A 23,520-nucleotide genomic window follows, 5' to 3' on the forward strand; every position below is an offset into this window, starting at 1 on the left:
TTGTCTCATAGCTATCTGAGTATAAATTACTAGTCCTAGTCTATATCACATCTAACCTAGAGTTAAATTGATCTAAATTATTTTATCCATAGATAAAAAGCTATAAAAGTTATCGGCAAGAAGGGAGAAATCTTTTTCTGAATTACCCTGTATTATTTGTTCAGAAACCCTAATTAAGCCTAACTGTTAATAGCTTAATGATATTCAATAACATTAGATTCCATAGGTATAAACCAATGGGAGATATTTTCTAGTTTTTGATGGATTTGATCGAGATGATCCTGCACGGGTTGCAGAAAAGTTTCGTACTGTTGCATCTGAGTTTTTAAACGCACTAATGCCAGATTAGCATCGCGCCATTGTCGCTCCTGTTCTTCAAATTCACGAGTTTTTTGCTCTAAATCCGAGCATTGCTCATCAATAGTATCTCTGTTTTTTTGTAAATCCTCTTGTAGCTCCTTGATTTCTGCGGCTAAACGTTGACTTTCTTGGAGATTATTTTGATAACTATCCTCCAGGAGAATTAACACTGGTTCAAAGCTACATTTTTGGGCATCTTCTGGGGATAAAATTCCCTGTCTGCGTTGCAGAATTTTCAGATGTTGAGAGCAAATAGCTTGCCTTTCCCGAAGATTCCGTCTTTGTCCGAACAAAGTTTCTGCCAGCATTCCTTTTCTCTCCTGTTCCTCGGCTAATTCCGCCTCTAAATTAGCTCGCTGGGATTCATCTATTGTGGCCATTCTTGCCTCTAATTCTTCCACGGTTTGAGATTGGAGAGTTAATTCTTCCTCTTGGTCGTTGACAAAAATTTCCAAGCGATCGAGGTCTGTTTGTAAATTGTTAACTAAGCTCTCCAATTTTTCTAAAGGCATTTTTTCAAGAGCTTCTAGATCGATTTTACCATCAAAATCTAGGTCTGCTGCTTGGGCGAGACGAAGGAGCATTTGTCGAGTAGAATCAGTGGTTTGTAGGGTGAGGTTAAGGTGCTCGAATAATTCCTGTTTTTGACTCAGAACAGTTTCTTGTATTTGTAGTTGTATTTTCGTTGTTTCCAAAACACTGCGACTTGTCTTTAATTCCCTGGCTCTTTGTTTGAGATGATTGAGCATTTGTTCGTTGACGACCTGGCGATTTTCTACAGCTTTTTTCTGCTCCTCTAAACTTTGCCAACAACTATTTAAAATTGTCTGTTGTCCCTGCACAGATTCAAGAGTTGAATAGAGAATTTGTGAGGGAGAATTACCCAGATCGTGATTATTGGCTAAACTCTCCGCTAGAGAGCGAATAAATTGTTGTTGTTCTGGGGAAAGATTGGGGAAGGAGTTGAAATTTATTTGTTCTTCTTCCAGGTGTCGCTGTTGCTCTATCAATTGTTGTTTTAGGTTTTCCAGTTCTTGTTTTTTGCCCTCTAAATAATCGAATTCTACTTCTATGCGCTCAATTTGCTCAATTCTTTCCTCCATTTCCATTTTCTGGCGGTTGAGAATCTCGCTTTGATAGGTGAGGGATTGTTTCCACTGAGCGATTTTCTCTTGATCTTCCTTATTGCGTTCGATCAAACGGGAAATCTTTTGCAGTTGTCGCACCATCTCCGCTCCCGCTAATTCCGGTTTTCCTTGCAGTTGACGATTATCGCTCAAATTCACCAAGAGAAGCGCACCTTCTCCTATGGAGTTAGTTTCGTCGCAGGTTAAAATATCGTTTCCCGCTATGGCACTCCACGTCTGATCTTTATGCTGACAGGCCAATAGTTTCAATTCGGTTTTGTAACCACTGATAAAACCTCTAGTCTGTTTTTTTACTTCTGCAAGGTATAGCACGAGTAGTCTTCCTGTGTGATGAAAGTTTTTGTAATTGGTTTTAGAGAGAGTTGGTGATCGAGGCTAGGAACGGCCTGTCTATAGTTTCAGTGTACCCATCAGCTGCCAAAAAATTTTAAATTTCTATTATTCAAGTTTTTCTTTTTGAGACATACATTTGTCCTCAATTTTTCCTCTTACCCACTGGAAAATTTTAAATTTTTGAAGATTTTTAAGCACCAATTTACTGACCTAGTCTCAAAAAATTTGGCAGTCAATCTCATAAATCGGCTGATGTTTTCTGACCCCTTTTACCTCTGGCTGCAGTTTGAATAAGCTGACCACACATCTAAATTATCGTTTAAGACGGCGTGAGAGCGAGAGGCAAGGATAGAAAGCTAGACCTTTTGTACTGAAAATTGCCAAAGCTAGTTTAAATGCAGCAAAGCTTACTGAAAAATATCTTACATAATTAGCTTATCAGATTTATTATTAGTGACAAGAGCAAGGAAGACAGCGTTTCTTCTCAAGATGAAGTATGACGAGACTTGGCATCATCTCCAGACTAACACCTCCTCTTCCAGTATTGCCCAAGACTAGAGACTTCGTACCTCACCATTAAGATAACTGCTCTAGGTTATTCTAGACCAAAAGAAATAGCGTCTAGTGGGGGAGATTCCGAGAAATTAGGCAAGGAAGCTTCAATGAGATTGACATTCCCAGTATTTTACAATTGATTGAACTAGGACAAAGAACAAGAGAACTATTGATGGCGATCTCAGTATTGGTGAAAAAGTCGAGAGTATTTTAGAAAATTCCAACTATTCCTGGGATCTTTTCCCTAAGAAGCTCTCGCTCAGGCTATAGTGATCGAAGCTGCTCTCATTCTCTGGGATATCGCCCTACCAAAACTCGACGGTTTAACCAGTCAAGGGGGAGGCCACTGGCAAGGGTAAAAGCCAAAATGGTGGAGGCAACCGATTATTTAAGCAAACCTTTGAGCGAAAATGAGTTATGACTGCTGGTTGAGAGGGCATGAAAATCGGGTTCTACCGAACCTGTCATGTAAAACTATCAACAACTCATGCTTGTAAAGTTTGTACACTAAGGCTTTGAGTTTTTGTTAAATTGATATTTATCAACTTTAGAGCCTTGCTGTGCAGAGAGGGAGCTTGAGGAATTTTCTACAGTGTAAGTTCGGAAGAACCGAAAATCGGAGCCGATGCCTACATTGTCAAACCCTTTGAACCTATTGAGTTCATTTGCATCGTTAAACAACTGCTGCGCCGATAAAATCGCCTTCACCAGGGACAGTCTAGTCATGGTATAGGTCGAGATAGCTAAAAACGCCGCCCCAAATATTACTTAAGGCTTGCTGAATAATGGTAAAACCCTTTTAAAATAAGGCTTTTGACCTGTTAAAATCCGATGTTAGTACAAGAATATAGGATTGGGACATTCAAAAACCTTGCATTATCCTTTTTATAGTACATAAGCTGGTACAAAAAAAAGAGGGCAACAAAGCCTGAAACGACCGGCTACTGACGACCGGCTACTAACCCCACCAACAAACTTTTTCAGCAAACCCTACTTACAGGAGAACAAAACAAATGCTTAACGATACCGATTTTTTTACTGGTGACGCTCAAAATACCGCCCCCGACACTCAGGAATTAGAAACTCCCTTCGGTGAACTGTACTTGCGATTTTATCTACCCTCTCAGGACGAGTTTGCCCTTAGTTCCGTGGGTATTCGCGAGGTGATGCAGCAACCAGTCGATCGCATTACCCCCATTCCCAATGCTTCACCCTTGCTTCTCGGCACGATCAATCTTCGGGGTCAAGTGATCTGGGTGGCGGATATCGGGCAATTTTTGGGGGATAGCAGCCCCTTAAACACCGATCGAGCCGAAATCCCTGTAATTGTGATTGAAGAACAGGAAACGATCCTCGGTTTAGCGGTGCAACGTTTGGGAGATATGAAATGGCTCGACCCAGATAAACTAGGTAGTGTCGTCAGTATTCCCGATCAGATCGCGCCATACGTGCGGGGAGAGTGGATTCTGGGCCAAGAATCAAAAAAAACCTTAAGACTACTCGATCATCTGGGCATACTCCGTTCTACCCGTTGGGCGGCTTAAAACCTCAAAAAAATAGCAGAATAGCATTTATAGTAATTATTTCTTGAAACTACTAACTACTTCACCACTTTATCTTTACTAGGGGAGGGACAAATGCCGTCAGGGAAAGAATATGCGAAACTCTATGGCAAGGCGAACACCGCCTATTGCCAGGGCAACCTTGAGGATGCCGCCGTCATTGTCAAAGAAATGATCAGCAAGTATCCCGATGATGCCAACGTCATCCTTTTACAGGGACACATTTATGTCGGACTACAACAATACAGCTTGGCCGAGGGACGTTACGAAAAAGTGCTGGAATTGGCCAAAAATTCTGCCAATTTCTTTGAGCTGGTAGATTATGCTCGACGGGGTCTCGATCAGATTCAGCAATCGCGTTTTGAAGCCGAGAATGGAGATTTTATGATCGCCGCTGCGGAAAGCATTGCCTACAGCGAGGCAGCTTTCGATCCCAGTCAAGGTTTCAGCAATTCTTTGTCTGGGCGATCGCAAGCTGCTGATCGAGATCAGCAACAGGAGGTAATGGACTGGGATAGTGGTCTTTTCAATGACGAGGATTTCGGAGAGCCTACGGCGGGTACAGTTGATTCCTATGGCGATGATTTTGGGGAATCCGAGGAAACCGCCTTTAGTTCCCTTATCCTGGCTGGTTCAGGCTCTCACGGTTCCCAGTGGTCCGGGGATTCTGCGGATGGAGAACCCCCTTTCCCCTTTTTGGAAGCAGCGGAGATTGACCCGCTGCAGGAAGGGTGGGGCGGTGGGTTAGGATCAACGGGAGAAGCCACTTTTACGGCTGACTGGCGGGAAAATCCCGTCACCGGTCGAGATCAGGAGTTATCCTATGCCGATGCCCCAGAAACAAGCACTTTTGCCATTGAACCGGAACTGCCCCGCCGACAAGCGGCGAAAACTGACCTTAATCAGGGCAGAGTGACTCAAAAAAGATACGAGGAAGACGAAGCCAGAGATTTTAGAGAACTAAAACTCAATGATGAGGATTTAGACGGTTTTTCCCAACTACGTCTGACGGATATAGGCGAAGAACTGGGGGAATCGGAGCTATTTACCGGTTCGGGAGAGGAAGCTTTAACTGCTGGTTTTGTCCCCGAACCCAGGGCGAGCCTTAATGCCAGTTCTGCTGTGGGAGAGCCTAGTTTTCATCCTTCTCGTCTAGAAATCCCCGATGACAAAAGAGATAGTCATCTTGGCCCTGTTTCCGAGCGCCTGCTCGGGCCAGTGGTGGAAGTCAATCCGGGCAAATTAGCCTTTTTTGTCAACGCTTCTTTGGGCAAAAAACAACTAATTTTAGCGGCTTTAGCGGGTATTACCCCAGTGGTGTTAATTTTTGCCGTTAGCACCACCTCTTGGCTTTCTGCAAAAGTTGCCCCCAAACCAGCCCCAATACCACCAGCACCAGCCAGCCTTTCTCCTTGGAGTCAACCGAAACCAGCAATGATGTTATTAACTGGATTGGGAACCTTTGCCCTAACTTGGCTAGGTTTACAGTTGCTAATTAGTCAAATTAAGCGCAGTCTCGACGATTTGCAAAGCCAATTCGATCATCTTTCGGAAGGCAATTTTAACGCTAAAGCGACGATCTACTCGGAAGATGAATTTGGTCAACTGGCCAATCGTTTCAATCAGATGGCCAAGGTGGTGGCAACTATCACCACCTTGGCCCAAGGCCGCGCCGCCGAAACGGAACGGGAACGGAAAAATCTACAAAGGCAAGTGATTCGACTTCTCGATGATGTGGAAGGAGCGGCTCGGGGGGATCTGACCGTGGAAGCGGAGGTAAGTGCCGATGTTTTAGGGGCGGTGGCCGATGCTTTTAATTTGACGATCCAAAACCTGCGCGAAATTGTCCGACAGGTGAAAAAAGCGGCAAAACAGGTGAATCAAGCCAGTACCAATAGTGAATCTTTCGCCCGCAATCAGTCTAGCGATGCCCTGCGGATGGCGGAGGAGTTGGCCGTCACCCTTAATTCGGTACAGATGATGACCGACTCAATTCAAAGGGTGGCAGAAAACGCCAGGGAAGCCGAAGAAGTCGCCCGCACTTCCTCGATTACCGCTCTCAAGGGGGGCGATTCCGTGGAAAGAACCGTGGCGGGAATTCTGCAAATCCGCGACACGGTATCAGAAACGGCGCGAAAAGTCAAGCGTTTGGCAGAAGCTTCCCAGGAAATCTCGAAAATTGTCGCAGTAGTCTCTCAGATTGCCTCGCGAACCAATTTATTGGCTCTTAATGCCTCGATTCAAGCGGCGCGAGCAGGAGATGCAGGCCGCGGTTTTGCGGTGGTGGCCGATGAGGTACGTCAGTTAGCCTATAGATCGGCTAAATCTCTTAAGGAAATTGAACAGATCGTTTTACAGATTCAATCGGAAACGGGTTCGGTAATGATGGCAATGGAGGAAGGGATTCAACAGGTTATCGATGTCACCGAGCGCTCGGAACAGGCCAAGAAGTCCCTAGAAGATATTATCCAAGTTTCTAACCGCATCGATACGCTGGTGCGATCGATTACCGCCGATACGGTCAAACAACGGGAAAATTCCCTCAATGTCGCCCAAGTTATGCAGTCGGTGGAGTTAACCGCTCAGGAAACTTCCCAAGAATCTCAACAGGTGGCGGGTTCTTTGCAAAAATTGGTGAGTATCTCCCGGGAGCTGCTTTCTTCGGTAGAACGGTTTAAGATAGACTCGGAAGATAATTAATAATCGATGAGTGGTAATCAGTGGGTTATTGATCAGCTGCTATCGCTCAAGATTAACCGCTAGAGTTGATAAAGTTATGCCTAAACTTAGTCTCTGCATGATTGTCAAAAATGAAGCCGAAAATCTCCGGCGCTGTTTGGATAGCGTTAAAGAGGTGGTGGATGAGATGATCGTTATGGATACGGGTTCGACCGATGATACGATTGCTATTGCTCAAAGTTACGGTGCTATAGTTCCTAGCTACGATTGGCGGGGGAATTTTTCCGAGGCCAGAAATGAGGCTTTAAAATATGTTACTGGCGATTGGATTTTAGTTCTTGATGCCGATGAGGAATTAAATCCTGCTATCGTACCGAAAATGCGTCGGGCTATGGAAAAAGAGGAAAATTTAGTTATTAATTTAATCCGTCATGAAATCGGAGCCATACAATCACCCTATTCTCTAATTTCGCGGCTATTTCGCCGACATCCTCAGGTAACTTTTACCCGTCCCTATCACTCAATTATTGATGATAATGTGGCTATTTTATTAAAAAAAGAGCCTGATTGGAAAATAGTTGAACTGCCAGAAATTGCGATCTTTCACTACGGTTACACCGTCGATAAAATAGCCAGCCTAGATAAGTTTGAACGGGCAAGAAAAGCGATGGAGGGCTTTTATCAACAACATCCCCACGATCCCTATGTGTGTAGTAAATTGGGAGGGTTATATCTGAAGATTGGCAGGGATAAAGAGGGTTTTAAGCTGCTCAAACATGGTTTAAAATGCCATGGCTCTAATCCACATATTTTATACGAGTTATATTATCATCTCGCTAATTATTATTATTCAGTGGAGGAATTTAAGCAATCAGGCGATCATTTTGTTAAAGCGATTAAGCAGCCAATTTTAGATAAATTAAAACTGGGTGCTTATAATAATTTAGGTGGGTTATTGTACGAAGCAGAAAAATACGAAGCTGCCTTATCTGTCTTTGAGAAAACCGTAGAAATTGATCCTAGCTATGCCGATGGTTACTATAATTTAGGACTGGTTCTCAAACAACTGCACCGGCTACCAGAATCGATTAAAGCTTATAAAAAAGCTCTCAAGTTAAACCCGGATAATCCCACTATTTACCAAAATCTAGGGGTTGCTTATATAGTTTTCGGTAGTTATAATGAGGCGATCGAGATTTGGCAAAAAGGCCTACAATTATTGAAAGATCAGGGTAATTTCTCTCGCGCTGAAATGCTACAAGAAACCCTAAAAGCTTTGGGAGCAAGTGTATTGAAGGATGAACAGTAACTGTTCACCGTTGTTGGCAAGATTGGGAGCAGCCACTGTACTAAAATTCTCAATAGGCAGTTGAAATGCAGTACATCTGATTGCTAAGTAGGGAGGCACAATTATTTGTAGGATGGGTTAGCGGTAGCGTAACCCATGCGTAGGTTGGGTTGAAGCATGAAACCCAACCTACGTTCATCTTATATTTAATTCCACCCACCTACTTAAAACCCTGTCTATTCAACTCCTGTGAGGATTTTTACGAATTAATTCTTAATAGGATTATCGAGGAGTTAGACGCGGAAGACTTAGGGGTTTTGATAGAAATGATCAAGAGATAATTGCTCCCGTGTAATTGACCTTGACAAGAAATGCTATAATTTCCTAGCAAGGGGGGAAATTAATCCCTCTCGGTGTTGCCGTCGCACAATTTTGTCGGTTACTGGTTCTCGTCAGCTTGTCTGTCAAATATACCAATTCTATTTTGAATCGGTGCCGTTATGTCAAGATTCAATATTTCTGGCTGCAACGGAACTGGAAAATAAAACAATCTATTTCTTCAAATCTTCTTACCTTGGACAAAAATAATGAAATTCGAGGAAATCCAAGAGATTCTTAATGGGCAACTGCTCAAGCTTGAGAATCGCTGTCTCAATGACACAGAACAATTATTATTGCGAGGACTTTGGCAGAAAAAGAACTATCAAGAAATTGCCCAAGAAAATGGTTATAGTAGCGGCTATCTTGCCAATGTAGTTGCCCCAGGACTCTATAATAGAGTCTCGCAACTGATCGGACAAACGATCAATAAGAAAAATTTTTTATCTAGACTACAATCTCATTTTACCAACTCCACATCGCTTCAGTATTGCGATCAGGAATATCTCCAAAATGAGCGTCCAGAATACCCCGATGCTCCTATTCCCTATAATTCTTATTATTATCTAAAACGAACAAAACTTGAAGCAAAAATTATCGAGGAAATCGGACAATCTGGGGCGTTAGTACGCATTAAAGCTCCCAAAAAATGGGGGAAAACGTCTTTATTATTAACAATTTTAGAGGCTTGTCAACAGCAATTCGGTTATCAAATTGTTAGTTTAGATTTACAAAAAGCAGACCAAGACATCATAGCAAATTTTAACAAGTTCTTACGCTGGATCTGCCGTAATTGCGCTCGGCAGTTGAATTTAGAAGCCAAATTAGATGATTATTGGGATGAAGATATAGGAATTAAAATGAGTTGGACAATTTATTTTGAAGAGTATATTTTACGAGAGATAAAACAGCCACTGGTATTGGCTTTAGACGAAGTGCATCGAGTCTTTGAACATCCGAAAGTAGCGGAAGATTTTTTACCTTTAATCAGAGCTTGTTATGAAGAATCTAAGCGATCTCCCCTGTGGCAGAAATTACGTTTAATTATTGTTCAATCTACAGAATCTTATGTTTCTCTGCGATTAGAACAGTCTCCTTTTAATGTGGGATTACCCATAGAGTTACAGGGTTTTGGTCAAGAACAAGTGGCAGAATTGGCAAAAAAATATCAATTAAATGAATTAGCAACCAACGAAATTCAACAGTTGATCGACTTAGTGGGGGGACATCCTGCCTTGATTCATTTAGCGATTTATCATCTTAGCCAAGAGCGAATCACGATGCCAGATTTAATCAAATCAGCAACTACATCAACGGGGATTTATTCCTCTCATTTACAGCTGCACTGGGTCACTTTACAAAAACAACCCGAACTTGCTGGTATTTTTCAACAGATTTGTCAAGGGAATCAACCAATGATAGTCGATCCAATTATTGCTTACAAACTTAATAGTATGGGTTTAATTAAACTCAGAGAAAATCAAGCAATTGTCAGCTGTCAGTTGTATCAAAAGTACTTTATAAGCCAATATACTGGTTCAGTATAAATAAATTTTTGAACCATGGTATTAAGATAGCGATCGCTCAAGCCAATCATTATTAAATATCGTCTGATAAATCCGATTATGAACGTCCATTTTTCCATGGCGTTTTACCACTAATCCAGATAAAAATAACTCAGGTAAAGAGGGATTGTTATCAATCTGTATTGGTTCTTGATGCAGGATTTGTCGATACAAGGTTAATAACTGGGGTCGGTTTGGACTTTGAAGAAGGCGATCTTGAATGGTTTTTAAATGTTCGGGTTGATCCTGTATCTCCCAATCTTGAATAATTTTTTCTGCTACTAAGTTGGCCAACCATTGTTCTTCTTGATTAGAGGGGATTGGTTGCTCACTATCCCGCATCAGTTGACAGAGTTTTTGAGTTAAGAAAGGTTGCCCTCCCGTCCAGCTTAAGACTTGTTTGAGCATTGTCTGAAGATTACTGACTTTTTCTGTTAACCCATATAATAAAGGTTGAGCTTCGTGTTCTTTAAAACTTGCTAATTCAATAGCGTTACCAATATTAAAAGGTGTTTTCTGGGGGTCAGTAATTAAAGCTGAAGGTGTGGTAGCACCAAAAAAGGCAAAAGTTAGCTCTTGAAATTGAGGTTGAATCGCTCTCTGGTTATAAAAAGAACGAATTAAAGCAAAAAAGTCAGAGACATCAAATTTTAACCCTAAAATGCTATCAATTTCATCAATAAATATAACAGTCGATTTTCCAGATTGCCGCTGATCAAAATCGTCATTAACTAGAAGAAAATTTTCTATAAATTGTCCTAATCGTTGTACAGGAGGCAGGTCTAATTGTTCACTCCACCAAGCTTTAAAAGTTTTCAATTCTTTGATTAATCCAAAACTGCGGAGCAGATCAACGGCTAATCCTTTATACCATTGTTCGGGGCTAATATTGTCTGTTCCTAGCCGAGTTAAGTCAATTACTGCACATCTAATTCCCTCCTTTTGTAATTGGCTCATCATCCGTACCATTAAGCTAGATTTTCCCATTTGACGTGCATTTAAAACATAGCAAAATAGACCTTGTTTGAGAGCTTTATAAAGATTGCGATCGGCTTGTCGAACCACATAATTCGGTGCATCCATCGGTAAACTGCCCCCCACTTGATAGACAAATTTGGGAGGTTGTTCAGCACTTTTAAGTAGGTCATTTTCCAAGATAAGTTCTGCTTGAGTTGCTTTCAGTACCTCTAAAGTATTTGTGAGTTCTTTTGTCCGTTCTTCTACTCTTTGTTCTAAGGTTTGATAGAGTCTTGAGTTATTAATAGAGATAGCAGCTTGAGCTGCTAGAATATTTAATAGTTCAACTCTTTCTGAGGTAAATGCGCCTGTTGTTAAATTATTTTCTAAATAAACAATTCCTTTTAATTGACCTTGATTGAGTAAAGGAATACAAAGAATGGATTTAGTTTTTTTAGCCACAATATAATAATCATTAGTAAATTGACCTTCAGAAGTGGCATCATTTAAAACGATAGTTTCTTTTATCCGAGCGACATAGTAAATAATACTGGTGGGTAAGATAGGAATTGAATGATCATAGTCGATAGATTCTATGGGAATCGGCTGTAAGATATTAAGCGTTTCTTGATCAATTGTTCCTTGAGCTTCAATGACCCAATTTCCTTCCTGTTCTAAAATCAGACAACCTTTCTGCGCTCCTGCATTTTCAATGACAATTTTCATTAAGTTTTGCAGAAGATTTTCTAGTTTAATTTCTCCAGAAATCGCTTGCCAGGCTTTAAGAATAGTGGTTAAATCAAGAACTGCTCCATCATTACCAGTGGTTGAAATGGTGGTACTCAGTCCTTTAGATTTGTTTTGATTGCTGATGCCTAATAAATATTGAGGGTATTCTTCTTCTAATTGTTTAACTTTGGCCTTTGCACCCCAACAAATGTAACAATGATGAGCATTTCTAAGATACAATTTTCCAAATTCTTCTCTACCTAAAGTAAAATAAAATTCAGAGGCACGTTCATAAGCTAAAGCCTCTTCATGGATAAATTCATATTTCTTTGCTCCTGCTATAGCACTATCATAATATTTCATTGCTGTCAAAGGTTTTCTCAAAACACGAGCCATTTCTGCCTGTATTAAATTGTATTTATGCTGAAAATTCATCGGGGCATGATCTTGCCAACATTTCATCAGTTTCTGATTTTCTTTGACTTGCTTAAGATATTGTTTTTTATTTTTTTGATCGAGGGATGGATATTGAGTTAGTAATGCCAAAGAATAATAAAAATTATGTTCTGTAAAAATAATTTCCGCTTTCACAAAACCTGAATATTCAAGGGCGATCTTACTGTTTTCTATTGCTTGAGGATAATCTTTAAACAAGTAACAAAGCCAAGCTTTATAAAAATAAATATTAAAGACAGAAATTCGATTGTTAACTTGGAGTAACTGCCTTAAAGACTTTTCCTCGTCGAGGATAGTACCCGTCAAGTTTTTGACGACGGATTCATTTACTAAAATTTCGACAAATTGGGCGCATATTTTTATTAAATTTAAGGGATGTTCTTGCTGATATTGAGCAATAAAATCAATATATTGTTTTTGCTGATTATGAACGAATTCTAAGTTATTCCCTACAAATAATAAATGATCGCAGTAGAAATTAGCCCCATGGCAAGCAAATTCAAGATCGCCAACTTCTAGAGCCTTTTGGATAGATTTCTTAAGGGGTTCAAGCGTTTGTTTAATATGATGTTTTTTATAGGTTATATTAATGGAAATTGAGACATAAGCTTTAGCCCAAAAATTCTTGGCATTTAATTTCTCTAAAACCTGTAAAGATAATTGTCCAAGTTGATAAGCTAAATCAATATCTAACATGAGCCAAGCAATAAGCGAGCCGTAATTAATATAAGCGTAAATCGCTGAGGGTGAATTGCCATACTGCTGGGATAGGGTAATCTCAGTATAGAGAATTGGTAATACTATAGAACTTTCAGCAAAACAAGCAGGACCCAAAATAAGACTAAAAATCTTCATTGCAATCAACTTATTAGGTTCTTTCATCACTCCTAATCTGGCTAATTTTTCAATGTTTAACGCTTGTGGTGGTGATTCCACTAAAGATATGCCTAAAATTTCTAAAGCTTTTTGTCCGTTATTTAGAGCTAAATCTATTGCGCCTCTAGCCAAGTTTATTTTAATCTTTATTTCGTAAAATTTAACTTGTTCTAAAGGACTTCGGACGTGCAGTAAAGCAAAATCACAGAGATTATCAGCCGTTTCTAGATTAGTATTCAGATAGTGAGCTTCTACTAATTCAAGATAAATATTAAAGGTAAGCTCATATTGCTTTTGCCAACTATCTAATAATAAAAGCTGACAAGCAAAATGTAAATAATTTACTGAAGCTTGGTAAGCATTAGCCGATTTAGCTTTTTTTCCCGCCCTTAAATTTAATTGACACAACTGTTCTTTATCTGAGGTATCCTTTAATAAATCAATCCCAAAATTGAGTTGATTAACTATGTCAAATAATTTGTTTTGTTGAGCTTGAGTAGTTGTCTTTTTGAGAAGAAATTGACCAATTTGCAAGTGAGTTGCTTTTCGTTCTGATTCGGGAATAAGTGAATAGGCTGCTTGCTGTACTCTATCGTGTAAAAATTTGTATTTAATCTCTACATTTTCTAAATTTAACTTTTGGTATTCTATCTGATCAAACAATAAAGGAAGTTTATAGTCTTCTGACTGAGGTAAAATAAATCCTTGTTGAAGAGCTATCGCTAATTCTTTCGCTGTAGCGGAGATAGATTTTTGTTGAACAAATGCCAATAAATCTAAACTAAAAGAGTTGCCAATACAAGCAGCTAATTTGATTATTTGTTGCGTTTTTTCAGGAAGTTTACCAATATTTCTAGCAATTAATTCCACAACATTATAATCAGTAATACCGACAGATTGTATAGCCTCACTAGACCAAATCCAACGATCTATATTGACTTGATAGGTTATTAAATTTTCACTGTATAAAGTTTTAAGAAACTGAGAGATAAAGAAAGGATTGCCTTGGGTTTTATAAAAAATTAATTCGGCTAAATCTTTAAGCTCATCCCTATTAACCTTACCGTTAAAAGTTTCCTCAATTAATTGTCGAACATTGTCATAAGATAAGGGTTGAATTTCAAGATGATTGATCACTAAATGGGTAGTTTTTAGTTTCTCTAGCATCAAGGTTAAGGGATGAGTTGAACTAACCTCGTTATCTCGATAAGCACCAATAAAAAACAAATATTTGCCTCTTTTATCGGTCACTATAAGTTGCAATAATTTTAGGGATGCCGAATCTATCCATTGTAAATCATCAAGAAAAATTACCAAAGGATGATTAGGAGTACAAAAAACCTTGATGAACTCTTTAAAAACTTGATTAAAACGATTTTCAGCTTCTAGAGAGTTTAATTGAGGAACTTCTGGCTGTTTACCAATGATTAATTCAACTTCAGGAATGACATCGATAATAATTTGAGCATTTGGCGTAATAGCCCTGATAATATGGTCTTTCCAACCTTCAATTTCCCTCTGATTTTCAGTTAATAACTGGCGAATCAATTCTTGAAATGCTTGAATCAGAGCTAGATAAGGAATATTGCGTTTTAACTGCTCAAATTTTCCCCTAATAAAATATCCTCTTGCTTCAACAATTGCTTTTTGAACTTCATTAACAATGGATGTCTTACCAATTCCTGAATAACCAGAGACTAACATTATTTCGATGGCAGATTCAACTTTTTCTACTCCTACTACTTTTGGGTGTGCTACTCGTTTGAATGCTTCTAGTAATCTCACTATTTCTTGACTTCTTCCATAGAGTTTTTGAGGAATCAGCAATTGATTGGGATAATCCCGTTCTCCCAAAGCAAAAATCTTAAGCCGGCTCTGTTTTTCTAGTTGACATAAACAAGTTTCCAAATCAAATTTGAGTCCAGCAGCACTTTGATAACGCTCTTCTGCATTTTTTGCCATTAGTTTTCTAACAATGTTAGAAATCATCGGCGGAACTGAGAATTGTTCTAAAGGAGGAGGTTGTTTCGCAATATGACAATGAACTAACTCCATCAAATCCTGAGATCTAAAGGGCAACATTCCTGTGAGCATTTCATAAAAGGTCACTCCCAAAGAATAAAAATCACTGCGATAGTCAATCCGGCGATTCATTCGTCCCGTTTGTTCTGGGGACATATAAGCCAGTGTTCCTTGTAAAAAGCGAGGATTGGTAATAGTTTGCCGCTCAAATGTTAGGTTAGAAGCAATGCTAAAATCAGTCAGTTTAACCTGTTTTGTTTCTTGGTTGATGAGGATATTACTGGGTTTAATGTCTTTATGAATAATGGGAACTTGGTGAATCTTAATTAAGATGTCTGCTAAGGAGATAGCAATGGTTAAAAACTGAGAAATAGAAAGGTGTTGGGTTGTTAAAAATTCAGCTAAAGATTGACCACCAAAATCTTCGAGAATTAGGGCAAAAACATGACGATAGTTAACCAAAACATAGGATTTAATTACCCCATCATAGTTTAAATTTTGAATAATTTCATGCTCCTGTCTCCAACAAACGATCTCTTCTATGGAGGGATATTCAGCTTTGAGAACTTTGATGATTACGGGTTGTTCTTTCTGACAAGATTTACCCCGATAAACGACGCTTTTAACCCCTTCGTAAATCTTGTGATTAATCTCATAGTTAGGAAGAGCGAACATCGAATCCTTATCTCCTACACTAAATGTCAATTATCTGATGGAAAGAAGGGATATATTTCATCTTCAAAAAGTTTTTGAATATCGGGGGAACTGTCGTTTACCAACTGCTGAAAATCCGATTTGACAGGAATATTGTAACTCACTTGACGGCGACCAATTTTGGGAAGCCAAGCCGTGTGCAAACTATAACCAAAATTTAAATCCTGATGTCTTAGCTTAGTCAAAGGACCTTGGGCGAGGTCCCCCCCATCAAAAATCCAAAATTCGCTACTACTAGGGGTAAAGACACTACAAATAATGTAACCCTCTGTAGAATTTTCTTCGCTGCCATAACGAGGAACAAACTGAGGAGAACTACCAATATATCCCCTAGGAAACTGATAAGAATCGGCAATCTTCAGGAAATCATCTGGGGTATGTAATCGAAACAGGGAAGATGGAACGCCTTGTTTCGCTAAATTCAGTAAATCCTCCAAAGCCACTGCTCGGTAGGGGGTATCTTTATATAAATCATAGAGAAACTTTGTCATCGTTTCCTGCCAAAGTCCAAAGGAAATCCAGTAAATATTATCGAGTCGTTTGGGCTGCCTTCCTGATGATAACCGATCTCGGTAAGCGTATAAACCCGTTCCCCAAGTATAGGGAGATGAGTAGATAACATTTGATTGAATGACTTCTCCTCGGTTTCCATCAATTACATAGCGTCCCAAACGGCTAATATCCATCTCATTGGGTTCCATAGAATAAACCCGCTTGGCGATTGGATGATAGGGTGGGTAAGCCGATAAGTCATATTTACGAATCCACTCAGCCACATCCCAAGAAGCAATGTGAGCAACATGAAGCGTAATCTCTCCATCAGGATTTTCGTAATCAACCAAAAAGTGAGCGGCTGGTAAAGGAATGACGAGTTTTTTAGCGATGACAGTCACTTCTTTGTCAGAATAAGCAGGGTTTTGTCCTGCTTTCAAATCGCTACGGGAAACAATATAAATAGAGGAATTAGGCAGATTGGGAGATTCAAGTAATTCTCGGAGAGTTTCTTCGACTTTCTTATTATTTGGCAAGGGATTATTGAGCACCTGCTCTATCCCAGTAATGAAAGATGTATCCATTAAAATCACATAGTCTTTAGTGACACCAATTTGATGTATAGTTTGTTTAATTCTCACGGGTGAGCCACTGGGAAGTAGTAATTTCCAGCGTTCCAAATAACCTGTTCCATCCCAACGAATTAAATAGACAAAATCGCTAATATTTTCCCCAATTAATCTTAGCAATATCTCTATATTTTTTTGGATAACATCTTGTCCCAATTGAAGACTAAACCGCAGAATATCTCGAATGATCCCAGCATCAAAAAAACCAATTACTGTGGAAACTAATTGGTAAATTTCCTCTGGTAGTTCCTCTAAGGCTAATATAGCAGGTAGTGTTTCCATAAAATTGATAATAGCTCTACCATAATTTACACTAAACATCTCGCCTGTATAAGCATCAAAAGCAGGATGGGCGGTACTCAGAATCGGCTTGAAGGGATATTTAGGCTTGTTAATCTCCGCTTGCCATTCTTGATTAGAGCCAACAGGTGTAACGACTTCAAGTGTTTCGGTATCTAGTTCATAGGGACGGCTTACATCATAAGTCACCAGCAAACGGTCCAGGGATTCATCCGCTGATGGCATGGGTAAAAAGGCAGTATTTAGCTCATTACGAAAGCCAAGCGAATAAGAAAAGCGGACAATTCCATGATTGCGAAATCTATATTTTTCGTAGGGGCTTCCTAGTTGGGTTGCTTTATCTGCATAATAGTCTGCGGGTTTAACCAACCTTGTTTTAATTCTCGCTTCACCGGGCCGATCAAAATCGAGTCGGTAAATCATACCGTCGCCATTCAAAAATGAGTCTCCATCAGGAAAAGGGAGACCCCCAGAATCAACCGTTCCTACTGGTGCGACCATAAAAAAATGACCCTGCAAGTCTTCTGGTAATTGCCCTTCAATCTCTAAGTTAAGCTCCGTGTGTTCACATCTATTCGCAGTCAGGATTGATTCTGGGATCAAGGGACAACCAGAAGGTAAGTTAGAACTATAATTATTGGGGTTTTCAGTCATAATATCTTAATAATCTGAGATTGATAGGGAAAATACTTGGATTAAGTTCAACCTAATCTTATTCTTTATATCATACTATAAATTTTTATACTCTTCGTCAAGCTTCCATAACCAATAGGGAAGCCAACCACACCCGGACTCTAGAAACGCCACTCTCAGCCTCCGATGACGTTCTAACACCCCCCCTTCAATTAAGGCTAACAGTGCCATCATTTGTTCCATCGGGTGAGAACAAGCATGAAGCGCAAACCGACTATTAAATCGCTCTGCACCAGTGGTGGATAAGCGGCTATGAGTGCCTTCATGAATTCCTACAGCCATGTCCAAATCCTCGCAGGCCGTCCAAAAGGGTTCATAGCCTGGATCGCTCAAAATTCTGCCTTTAACGGGGTTAGGGCGCAAAAAAACCGCCTTCCAGCCCAAGTTTGCCATGCGGTGTAGCTCTTTTACCATGTCTTCGGGATCGTGTTGATTGACTGCAGCGACTCCTTTGAGTCTGGCCGGGTCATAGCTACAAAATTCTTCATATAACCATGTATTGTAAGCACGGACAAAAGCCCCCATCACTTCAGCAGGTAGGCTATCAATGGCAAATAACCACAGTCCATAGGTAGGATAAATAAAAGCCCTATCTACCCCCATTTGTGTCATTGCTTGAACATGGGATTCCGGATTATAGCGATTGAGATAAGCATGGGGATGAGCTTGCCTCATCTGCTTATTCCCTTCTGCTTGGACTTGTGGGGAGATTTTTTGACTAATCGGTTCTCCTTTGATTTTCATGTCAGCAGAAGGGGCAAATTCCCTAAATTTAGGTTCTAGGTATTGTCCCCACATTGCGGGGGGTTCAATGACATGGGAATCAGCATCAATAATTTTGTACCCGTTGAGCATAGAGGTTTTTTGGGAATTTTCTACCTAAATTATATTTGATTGGGAAAAAGCGATCGCTTTTTTGCGGCTTTCTTTTCATCCCCTAAAACTGCCTGGATTGATTGGGTTAAACTTGATACAGCACTTTATTAAACTTAACGAATGGAAGCGATTGAATTTAAAATGATTCTTCATGATGGCACAGTTGTCATTCCCCCTGAATACCCCTCTAAGTGGGAAGGTAAGGCGATCCGTGTGATACTCTGAAGGGGTTTTGAGCTTGACTCAACCTTCTAAAATACATATAATGTATGTATAACATTTGAATATGATCCCAGAAAAGCAAAAACCAACTGGCAAAAGCACGGTGTTTCCTTTGCAGAAGCTGAAATGGTGTTTTTTGATCCCCTCGCTATTCATGATCTTGATCCCGATTGTATAACAGAAGAACGTTTTATTGCAGTGGGGATGGGAAACATGGGATCACTATTAGTGGTTATTTATACTTTGCGGGGTGAAGTCATTCCCTTGATTTCCGCTCGTCGTGCTACAAAACAAGAGAGAAAAACTTATGAGAAAGGAATATGATTTTTCTAAAGGAAAACGAGGGGCGCTCATTTCCTCTCAGGGAAAAACACGCATTACCATTTATCTAGATGATGAGATTCTAGCTTATTTTCGAGAACAGGCTGAAACCGCAGGAATGGGTTATCAAACCCTAATTAATGAGGCTTTAAAACAATATATCCAATCTCCTTCTGAGCGATCGCTCACTCAGTCCGATTTACGCCGTATTCTTCGGGAAGAATTATCAGCCCTCCAATAATGTTGCTTGTGATAGTTAAAAGTTAGGCGATCGCTGTCTGTTTTCAAGGATTGCGATCGCTTTTTAATTTTTTCTTGTCAAAGTTTAGTTAAACGGTAAGAGGGGTAATTTTGTAAAGATGTGCTAAATTGGAAGCTTTTTGTAGATCACCTTGACGAAGGGCTTCTCGGACATCATCTAATTTTTGAGCGTCTTCTAATGATAAATAGGGCGACCATCCTTCGGGAGTCTCAATCAGTTCTACTTCCACTTCAGCCATGTACTCTCCAATGTGGATGAGTTTAATGTGAGGCTTTTTTGTCATGGTTTTCTCCTTGTAAAATCACTTGACCAACGTGCTGGATCAGGTCTATAGGCAGTGACTAGAACAGCAGGCGATTCGGTATTCTTGGCTATACCCCAAACCACATGAACGGGTTTACCCTGACTATCTTTCTGTAAGACTAGCACACAACGCCCTTTAGGATATTCCGGGTAATCTTCGAGAATGACAGCTTCTCTAATACCTGTTATCACATCCCTTACCAGAATACCGTCATTTGCTAGTTCATCGTAGCCATGGGCTGATATTTTGACTTGCCCACGGGAAAGTAAAGCCAGAACTAATTGGAAGGTTATACTCATCATCTAATCATAGCATCTCTTTATTCAAGGAAGAAGGTGATCGCTGTCTGTTTTCAAGAATTGCGATCGCTTTTTTGCTGCCTTCTTTTCATCCCCTAAAACCGCTACAAGTCAGAGGGTAAAAGGGTTTTGAGGATTTTAGCCGAATGATTAATTCATTAGTTCTACTTTCAGGGATGAGGGAGTCATACCATAAAGTCACCCTTTGAATCTAATACAAATCTAATATAAATCTCATATAAAAGTTAATATTCTGCTCAAAAAAACCTATTAGAAAAGTATTAACTTTAGAGATTGCCATTACTCAAAATAAAACTTATTCTGGTATCAAAGGTGATTGAACCAATCACTTTTAACCCCAAAGACAAGGCATTTTGCTTAAGGCATTATGGCTAACTCGAAAAATTCAGAAATGGATTTTTGAGAGTGTTTTAGGGGTAGAGAATTAATTGGCAACCAGTTAAAAAGAGGACTATCTATTATGGGTGATTGGCAAATACAATACCGTAATCTATCTTCTCAGGAAGTGATGATAACACATTATGGTGGAGTAACCCAAGCTGTAGTTGGCGAAATCAATCATGAGCCAGACCAAAAACTAGGAGTTGGTGGATCGGACTACCTTTCTATGGATCAGAATGCGATGAAATTTATCGCAGATGGAGATATAGATTTCTACCAAGGTATTGTCGGAAAAGGACAAACCTTGTGGGTTCGTATTCATGTTCCTATCCAAGTATTTGGAATTGGTACTTCACCTTATTGGTTTTATCTTATCAATAGGGGTGGTGATCCTGGGCTAGATTCGCCTTCATGGTCTCAGCATGATTCAGATACGGTAAATACAACTTTCGGTGAACTGATGGTTACGATGAGTCCGACTAAAAGTCATTCGACAATTACAGTCAATGTTACTTTAGAGGATCAATCTTAGCCTAATCACGTTTAACACTAAGCTCATTTGAGCTTAAATTTCACAGTACATTTCATCTAAAACAAGGAGAATTATCATGGCATTTGAAGAGGAATTGTTCGATTCTGTTATTGAAGATGAAGAACTTATGGGAATAGCAAGAGAAGTAGAAGGATACGGAACCTTCTCAGAAGAAAGTATTGTAAGAGAAGAAGTAACTACTTTCACAGATCAAGTGCTATCGTCCGCCAAAACCTTCAAAGACTGGGTAGTTTCAAAATTGAAAGGGCTTACTCTCACTGATGTTGTTATGGTTGGTACTGGCGTTATTATGCTGTACGAATTCATTGAGAAGCAAGCTCAAAAATCCTCACAAAGTGGCAAAATGATTGCCTTAAGTGAGGCAATTAAAGGGGCTAAACAGACCTTAGAAACTGATTACGACAGAACAATTGTCCAAGCGGCAAAAAAACAGCAATCAAATCCCAATTTTTCCACGTGGCCAAAAGAAGTTCAAGATACCATCACAAGTGAAGCAAACATGAATGGTGAAGTCTATTGGTTAGTGATTGGACCAAAAATCATGGAAGCAATGGCAACAATGCCTATCTATGATGCCTCTCATTAATCAGTGTGATAAAGGCGCATTAGCCTAACACAGAAGCGAGGAAACAGTTTCTTCACTTTTCCTCGCTCGTTAATTATTGTTTGTTGACTTTTGTACTTTCCTAAAAGGAGAAATTTATGGAAGAACTATTTGCTGCCTTATTAGAGGTTATTGTTGAAGGTGATCTCATCGCGGAAGCTGCACTTTTTATCTCGGAAGATATTCTATCAGAAGTCGCATTTTCAATGGAAATGCTAGGGGAGGTTTATTCAACAATGGTTGAGTCCTTAAGTGTTTTCAAAGAATGGATGGTTACAACCTTTGAGTTAACAGAAGATGTCGTTAATGCCATGCTAGGACTTCAGATTATGTACAATATGATCTATACCCATTATCAACAAGTTGCCAAAAGTGGCAGATGTATTTCTGTATCGGTAGCTCTCGAAGATATAGAAGCAACGTTGAAAAAAAATTTCATACAGATGATTGAACTTGCCCGTAAACAGATAGCCCAACCAAATTTTAGCAAGTTACCAGCAGATATTCAGAAGCGTATTCGTGATATTGAGCATCAGGCACCCATGCAATACTGGTTATCCGTAAAAATTGATATCATGCACTCTCTTATGAAGTTACCAATATACAGTCATAGCTAAACACTTCCATATATTTCTGTGACATGAAATCTCAATTGACATCTCTAGAAAATACTCTAAGACTATTATTATGGATGTCTAATTAGATAAATATTTCACGATTTTCAGGATTTATAGTCATTTCAGATAAGTCTGATACACTCTAGACCAGTTAAACCCTTATGAACTCTGGCATTGATATTCTTAATCTTAATTGAAATGACTATAAAAGATGAAAGAATCTAACAATTTGTATTCAATGGATAGAAATATTATAGGAAGTAGAGTTATTCTTGTTCGTCCTCATTTAGATTTTATAGATGAGTTTCTTGCTGCTGTTGAGTCTAGTAAATCGCTACACACTCCATGGGTGAAACCTCCTTCTACTAAAAACGAATTTATCGCTTATTTACAAAATACGGTTCGGCCATCTAGGGAATCTTTTTGGGTACGATCTACATTAGATTCAAGCCTCGTTGGTGTCATTGAAGTCCGAAGCATCTTACCTTCAGTTGATGACTCTGGAACTATTAGCTACTTTGCTTTTAATCCATGGTCGGGTTGCGGACTTATGCGAGAAGCTCTAACACATTTTATCACTTTTATTTTTAAAAGTCGGAAGCTGAGACGATTAATAGCTGATATCGAAGCTGAAAATACAAATTCGCTAGGTCTTGTTTTTAGACTTGGCTTTCAGCAAGACGGAGATGTAACTAAATTACTTACAGATGGCTCATTTCGCAACTATCAAAAATGGGTACTATACAGCGATGATTGGCTCAAAAGCATTGTAATCTAAGGAGGCGCATAATTGCTGATTTTCTGACAAACATTAGTGCAATCACCTGATCTTGTAGGTTGGGTTGAGGCAAATACCTACACCGCACCAACGTCCAAGACCCAGACCCTGTAAAGGAATGATTACTATTGTAGCTGATGACGAAGAACACTTGCAAGACTTTGCGGAGTATTTGCCTTGAAATACTTACTTGATACTCATACTTTGCTTTGGTACACCCTTAAGAAGCTGATCTTGTAAATTGGGTTATCTTTAATTAAGTTTCTCCCTTACTTAAATTATGACAAAACAATTGAATGTCATTGATTATGGTTTGATAAGAATTAACAATTTGATGGGCGATGATTAAAACCTTTTCCTCATCTAATTGGCAAGAATAAGCACTTCTCACCAGATGACGAAACCGCCGTAACTCATCCAAAATGAGCCTTGTTTCTTCTGTAATAACTGCTTTTCTCACCCTAGGTATATCAACAGACATTTGCTCTAATAAATCTCGATGCCATTTATCCCCCGTTGGGAATCTTTGATCAATTTTTTTAGCAA

Annotated in this window: 16 protein-coding genes and 1 pseudogene; 10 read left to right on the forward strand and 7 right to left on the reverse strand. The window is 39.4% G+C overall.

Features of this window, described 5'->3' with window-relative positions; translation table 11 throughout:
* Window positions 1-194: 194 nt before the first annotated feature.
* On the reverse strand, window positions 195-1,820 hold the full coding sequence (gene hmpF, locus IM507_RS07740) for a pilus motility taxis protein HmpF (RefSeq protein ID WP_287636854.1): 1,626 nt from the start codon (window positions 1,818-1,820) through the stop codon (window positions 195-197).
* A 1,589-nt stretch (window positions 1,821-3,409) separates the two neighbouring features.
* Here hmpF and IM507_RS07745 point away from each other — a divergent pair.
* From IM507_RS07745 to IM507_RS07760, 4 genes are all read left to right on the forward strand, one after another.
* On the forward strand, window positions 3,410-3,940 hold the full coding sequence (locus tag IM507_RS07745) for a chemotaxis protein CheW (protein ID WP_002751697.1): 531 nt from the start codon (window positions 3,410-3,412) through the stop codon (window positions 3,938-3,940).
* A 93-nt stretch (window positions 3,941-4,033) separates the two neighbouring features.
* Complete coding sequence (locus IM507_RS07750) at window positions 4,034-6,658, forward strand: methyl-accepting chemotaxis protein (protein ID WP_069475043.1); 2,625 nt, start codon at window positions 4,034-4,036, stop codon at window positions 6,656-6,658.
* A 76-nt stretch (window positions 6,659-6,734) separates the two neighbouring features.
* The gene (locus IM507_RS07755) at window positions 6,735-7,946 is read left to right on the forward strand and encodes a glycosyltransferase (RefSeq protein ID WP_002738839.1); all 1,212 of its coding nucleotides are present in this window, start codon (window positions 6,735-6,737) and stop codon (window positions 7,944-7,946) included.
* A gap of 566 nt (window positions 7,947-8,512) precedes the next feature.
* Window positions 8,513-9,850 carry an AAA-like domain-containing protein gene (locus IM507_RS07760; protein WP_002738345.1) on the forward strand — a complete coding sequence of 446 codons (1,338 nt, stop codon included), beginning with the start codon at window positions 8,513-8,515 and terminating at the stop codon, window positions 9,848-9,850.
* A 21-nt stretch (window positions 9,851-9,871) separates the two neighbouring features.
* On the opposite strand, the gene IM507_RS07765 is transcribed toward IM507_RS07760, so the two are convergent.
* The 3 genes and pseudogenes from IM507_RS07765 to IM507_RS07775 form a co-directional block, all read right to left on the reverse strand.
* The gene (locus IM507_RS07765) at window positions 9,872-15,583 is read right to left on the reverse strand and encodes an AAA family ATPase (RefSeq protein ID WP_002738530.1); all 5,712 of its coding nucleotides are present in this window, start codon (window positions 15,581-15,583) and stop codon (window positions 9,872-9,874) included.
* A 26-nt stretch (window positions 15,584-15,609) separates the two neighbouring features.
* Window positions 15,610-17,697 (reverse strand): carotenoid oxygenase family protein, encoded by a 2,088-nt coding sequence (locus IM507_RS07770; protein WP_069474885.1) that lies wholly within the window; start codon window positions 17,695-17,697, stop codon window positions 15,610-15,612.
* A gap of 78 nt (window positions 17,698-17,775) precedes the next feature.
* A pseudogene (locus IM507_RS07775) lies at window positions 17,776-18,591 on the reverse strand (amidohydrolase family protein); the annotation flags it as partial.
* Window positions 18,592-18,885: 294 nt separating this feature from the next.
* Here IM507_RS07775 and IM507_RS07780 point away from each other — a divergent pair.
* Together IM507_RS07780 and IM507_RS07785 are read left to right on the forward strand one after the other, a co-directional pair.
* A complete protein-coding gene (locus IM507_RS07780; RefSeq protein WP_016516511.1) occupies window positions 18,886-19,158 on the forward strand; it encodes a BrnT family toxin in 273 nt (90 codons plus the stop codon).
* Complete coding sequence (locus tag IM507_RS07785) at window positions 19,142-19,396, forward strand: BrnA antitoxin family protein (protein WP_002738362.1); 255 nt, start codon at window positions 19,142-19,144, stop codon at window positions 19,394-19,396. Before IM507_RS07780 ends, IM507_RS07785 begins: the two co-directional genes overlap by 17 nt.
* Before the next feature lie 88 nt (window positions 19,397-19,484).
* Here the strand turns inward: IM507_RS07785 and IM507_RS07790 are convergent, their stop codons facing one another.
* Entirely contained in the window at window positions 19,485-19,700 is a 216-nt protein-coding gene (locus IM507_RS07790; RefSeq protein WP_002757627.1) for a hypothetical protein, read from the reverse strand.
* Window positions 19,697-20,020: a DUF4258 domain-containing protein gene (locus IM507_RS07795; protein WP_016516510.1), complete on the reverse strand. Its 324-nt coding sequence runs from the start codon at window positions 20,018-20,020 to the stop codon at window positions 19,697-19,699. Before IM507_RS07795 ends, IM507_RS07790 begins: the two co-directional genes overlap by 4 nt.
* A gap of 481 nt (window positions 20,021-20,501) precedes the next feature.
* Here IM507_RS07795 and IM507_RS07800 point away from each other — a divergent pair, with 481 nt between their 5' ends.
* The 4 genes from IM507_RS07800 to IM507_RS07815 all read left to right on the forward strand — a co-directional run bounded on the left by IM507_RS07800 (window position 20,502) and on the right by IM507_RS07815 (window position 22,974).
* Window positions 20,502-20,954, forward strand: coding sequence for a hypothetical protein (locus IM507_RS07800; protein WP_069474884.1), 453 nt, complete (start codon window positions 20,502-20,504; stop codon window positions 20,952-20,954).
* A 76-nt stretch (window positions 20,955-21,030) separates the two neighbouring features.
* The gene (locus IM507_RS07805; protein ID WP_002739412.1) at window positions 21,031-21,561 is read left to right on the forward strand and encodes a hypothetical protein; all 531 of its coding nucleotides are present in this window, start codon (window positions 21,031-21,033) and stop codon (window positions 21,559-21,561) included.
* A 116-nt stretch (window positions 21,562-21,677) separates the two neighbouring features.
* Window positions 21,678-22,196, forward strand: coding sequence for a hypothetical protein (locus tag IM507_RS07810; RefSeq protein WP_002738566.1), 519 nt, complete (start codon window positions 21,678-21,680; stop codon window positions 22,194-22,196).
* 238 nt (window positions 22,197-22,434) lie between these two features.
* Window positions 22,435-22,974, forward strand: a complete 540-nt coding sequence (locus IM507_RS07815) for a GNAT family N-acetyltransferase (protein WP_042790993.1) — start codon at window positions 22,435-22,437, stop codon at window positions 22,972-22,974.
* A gap of 256 nt (window positions 22,975-23,230) precedes the next feature.
* Here the strand turns inward: IM507_RS07815 and IM507_RS07820 are convergent.
* On the reverse strand, window positions 23,231-23,520 hold a 290-nt coding region (locus tag IM507_RS07820), incomplete at its 5' end, for a ribonuclease toxin HepT-like protein (protein WP_465246292.1).

Source organism: Microcystis sp. M20BS1 (assembly GCF_020245305.1).
Taxonomy (GTDB): domain Bacteria; phylum Cyanobacteriota; class Cyanobacteriia; order Cyanobacteriales; family Microcystaceae; genus Microcystis; species Microcystis ichthyoblabe_A.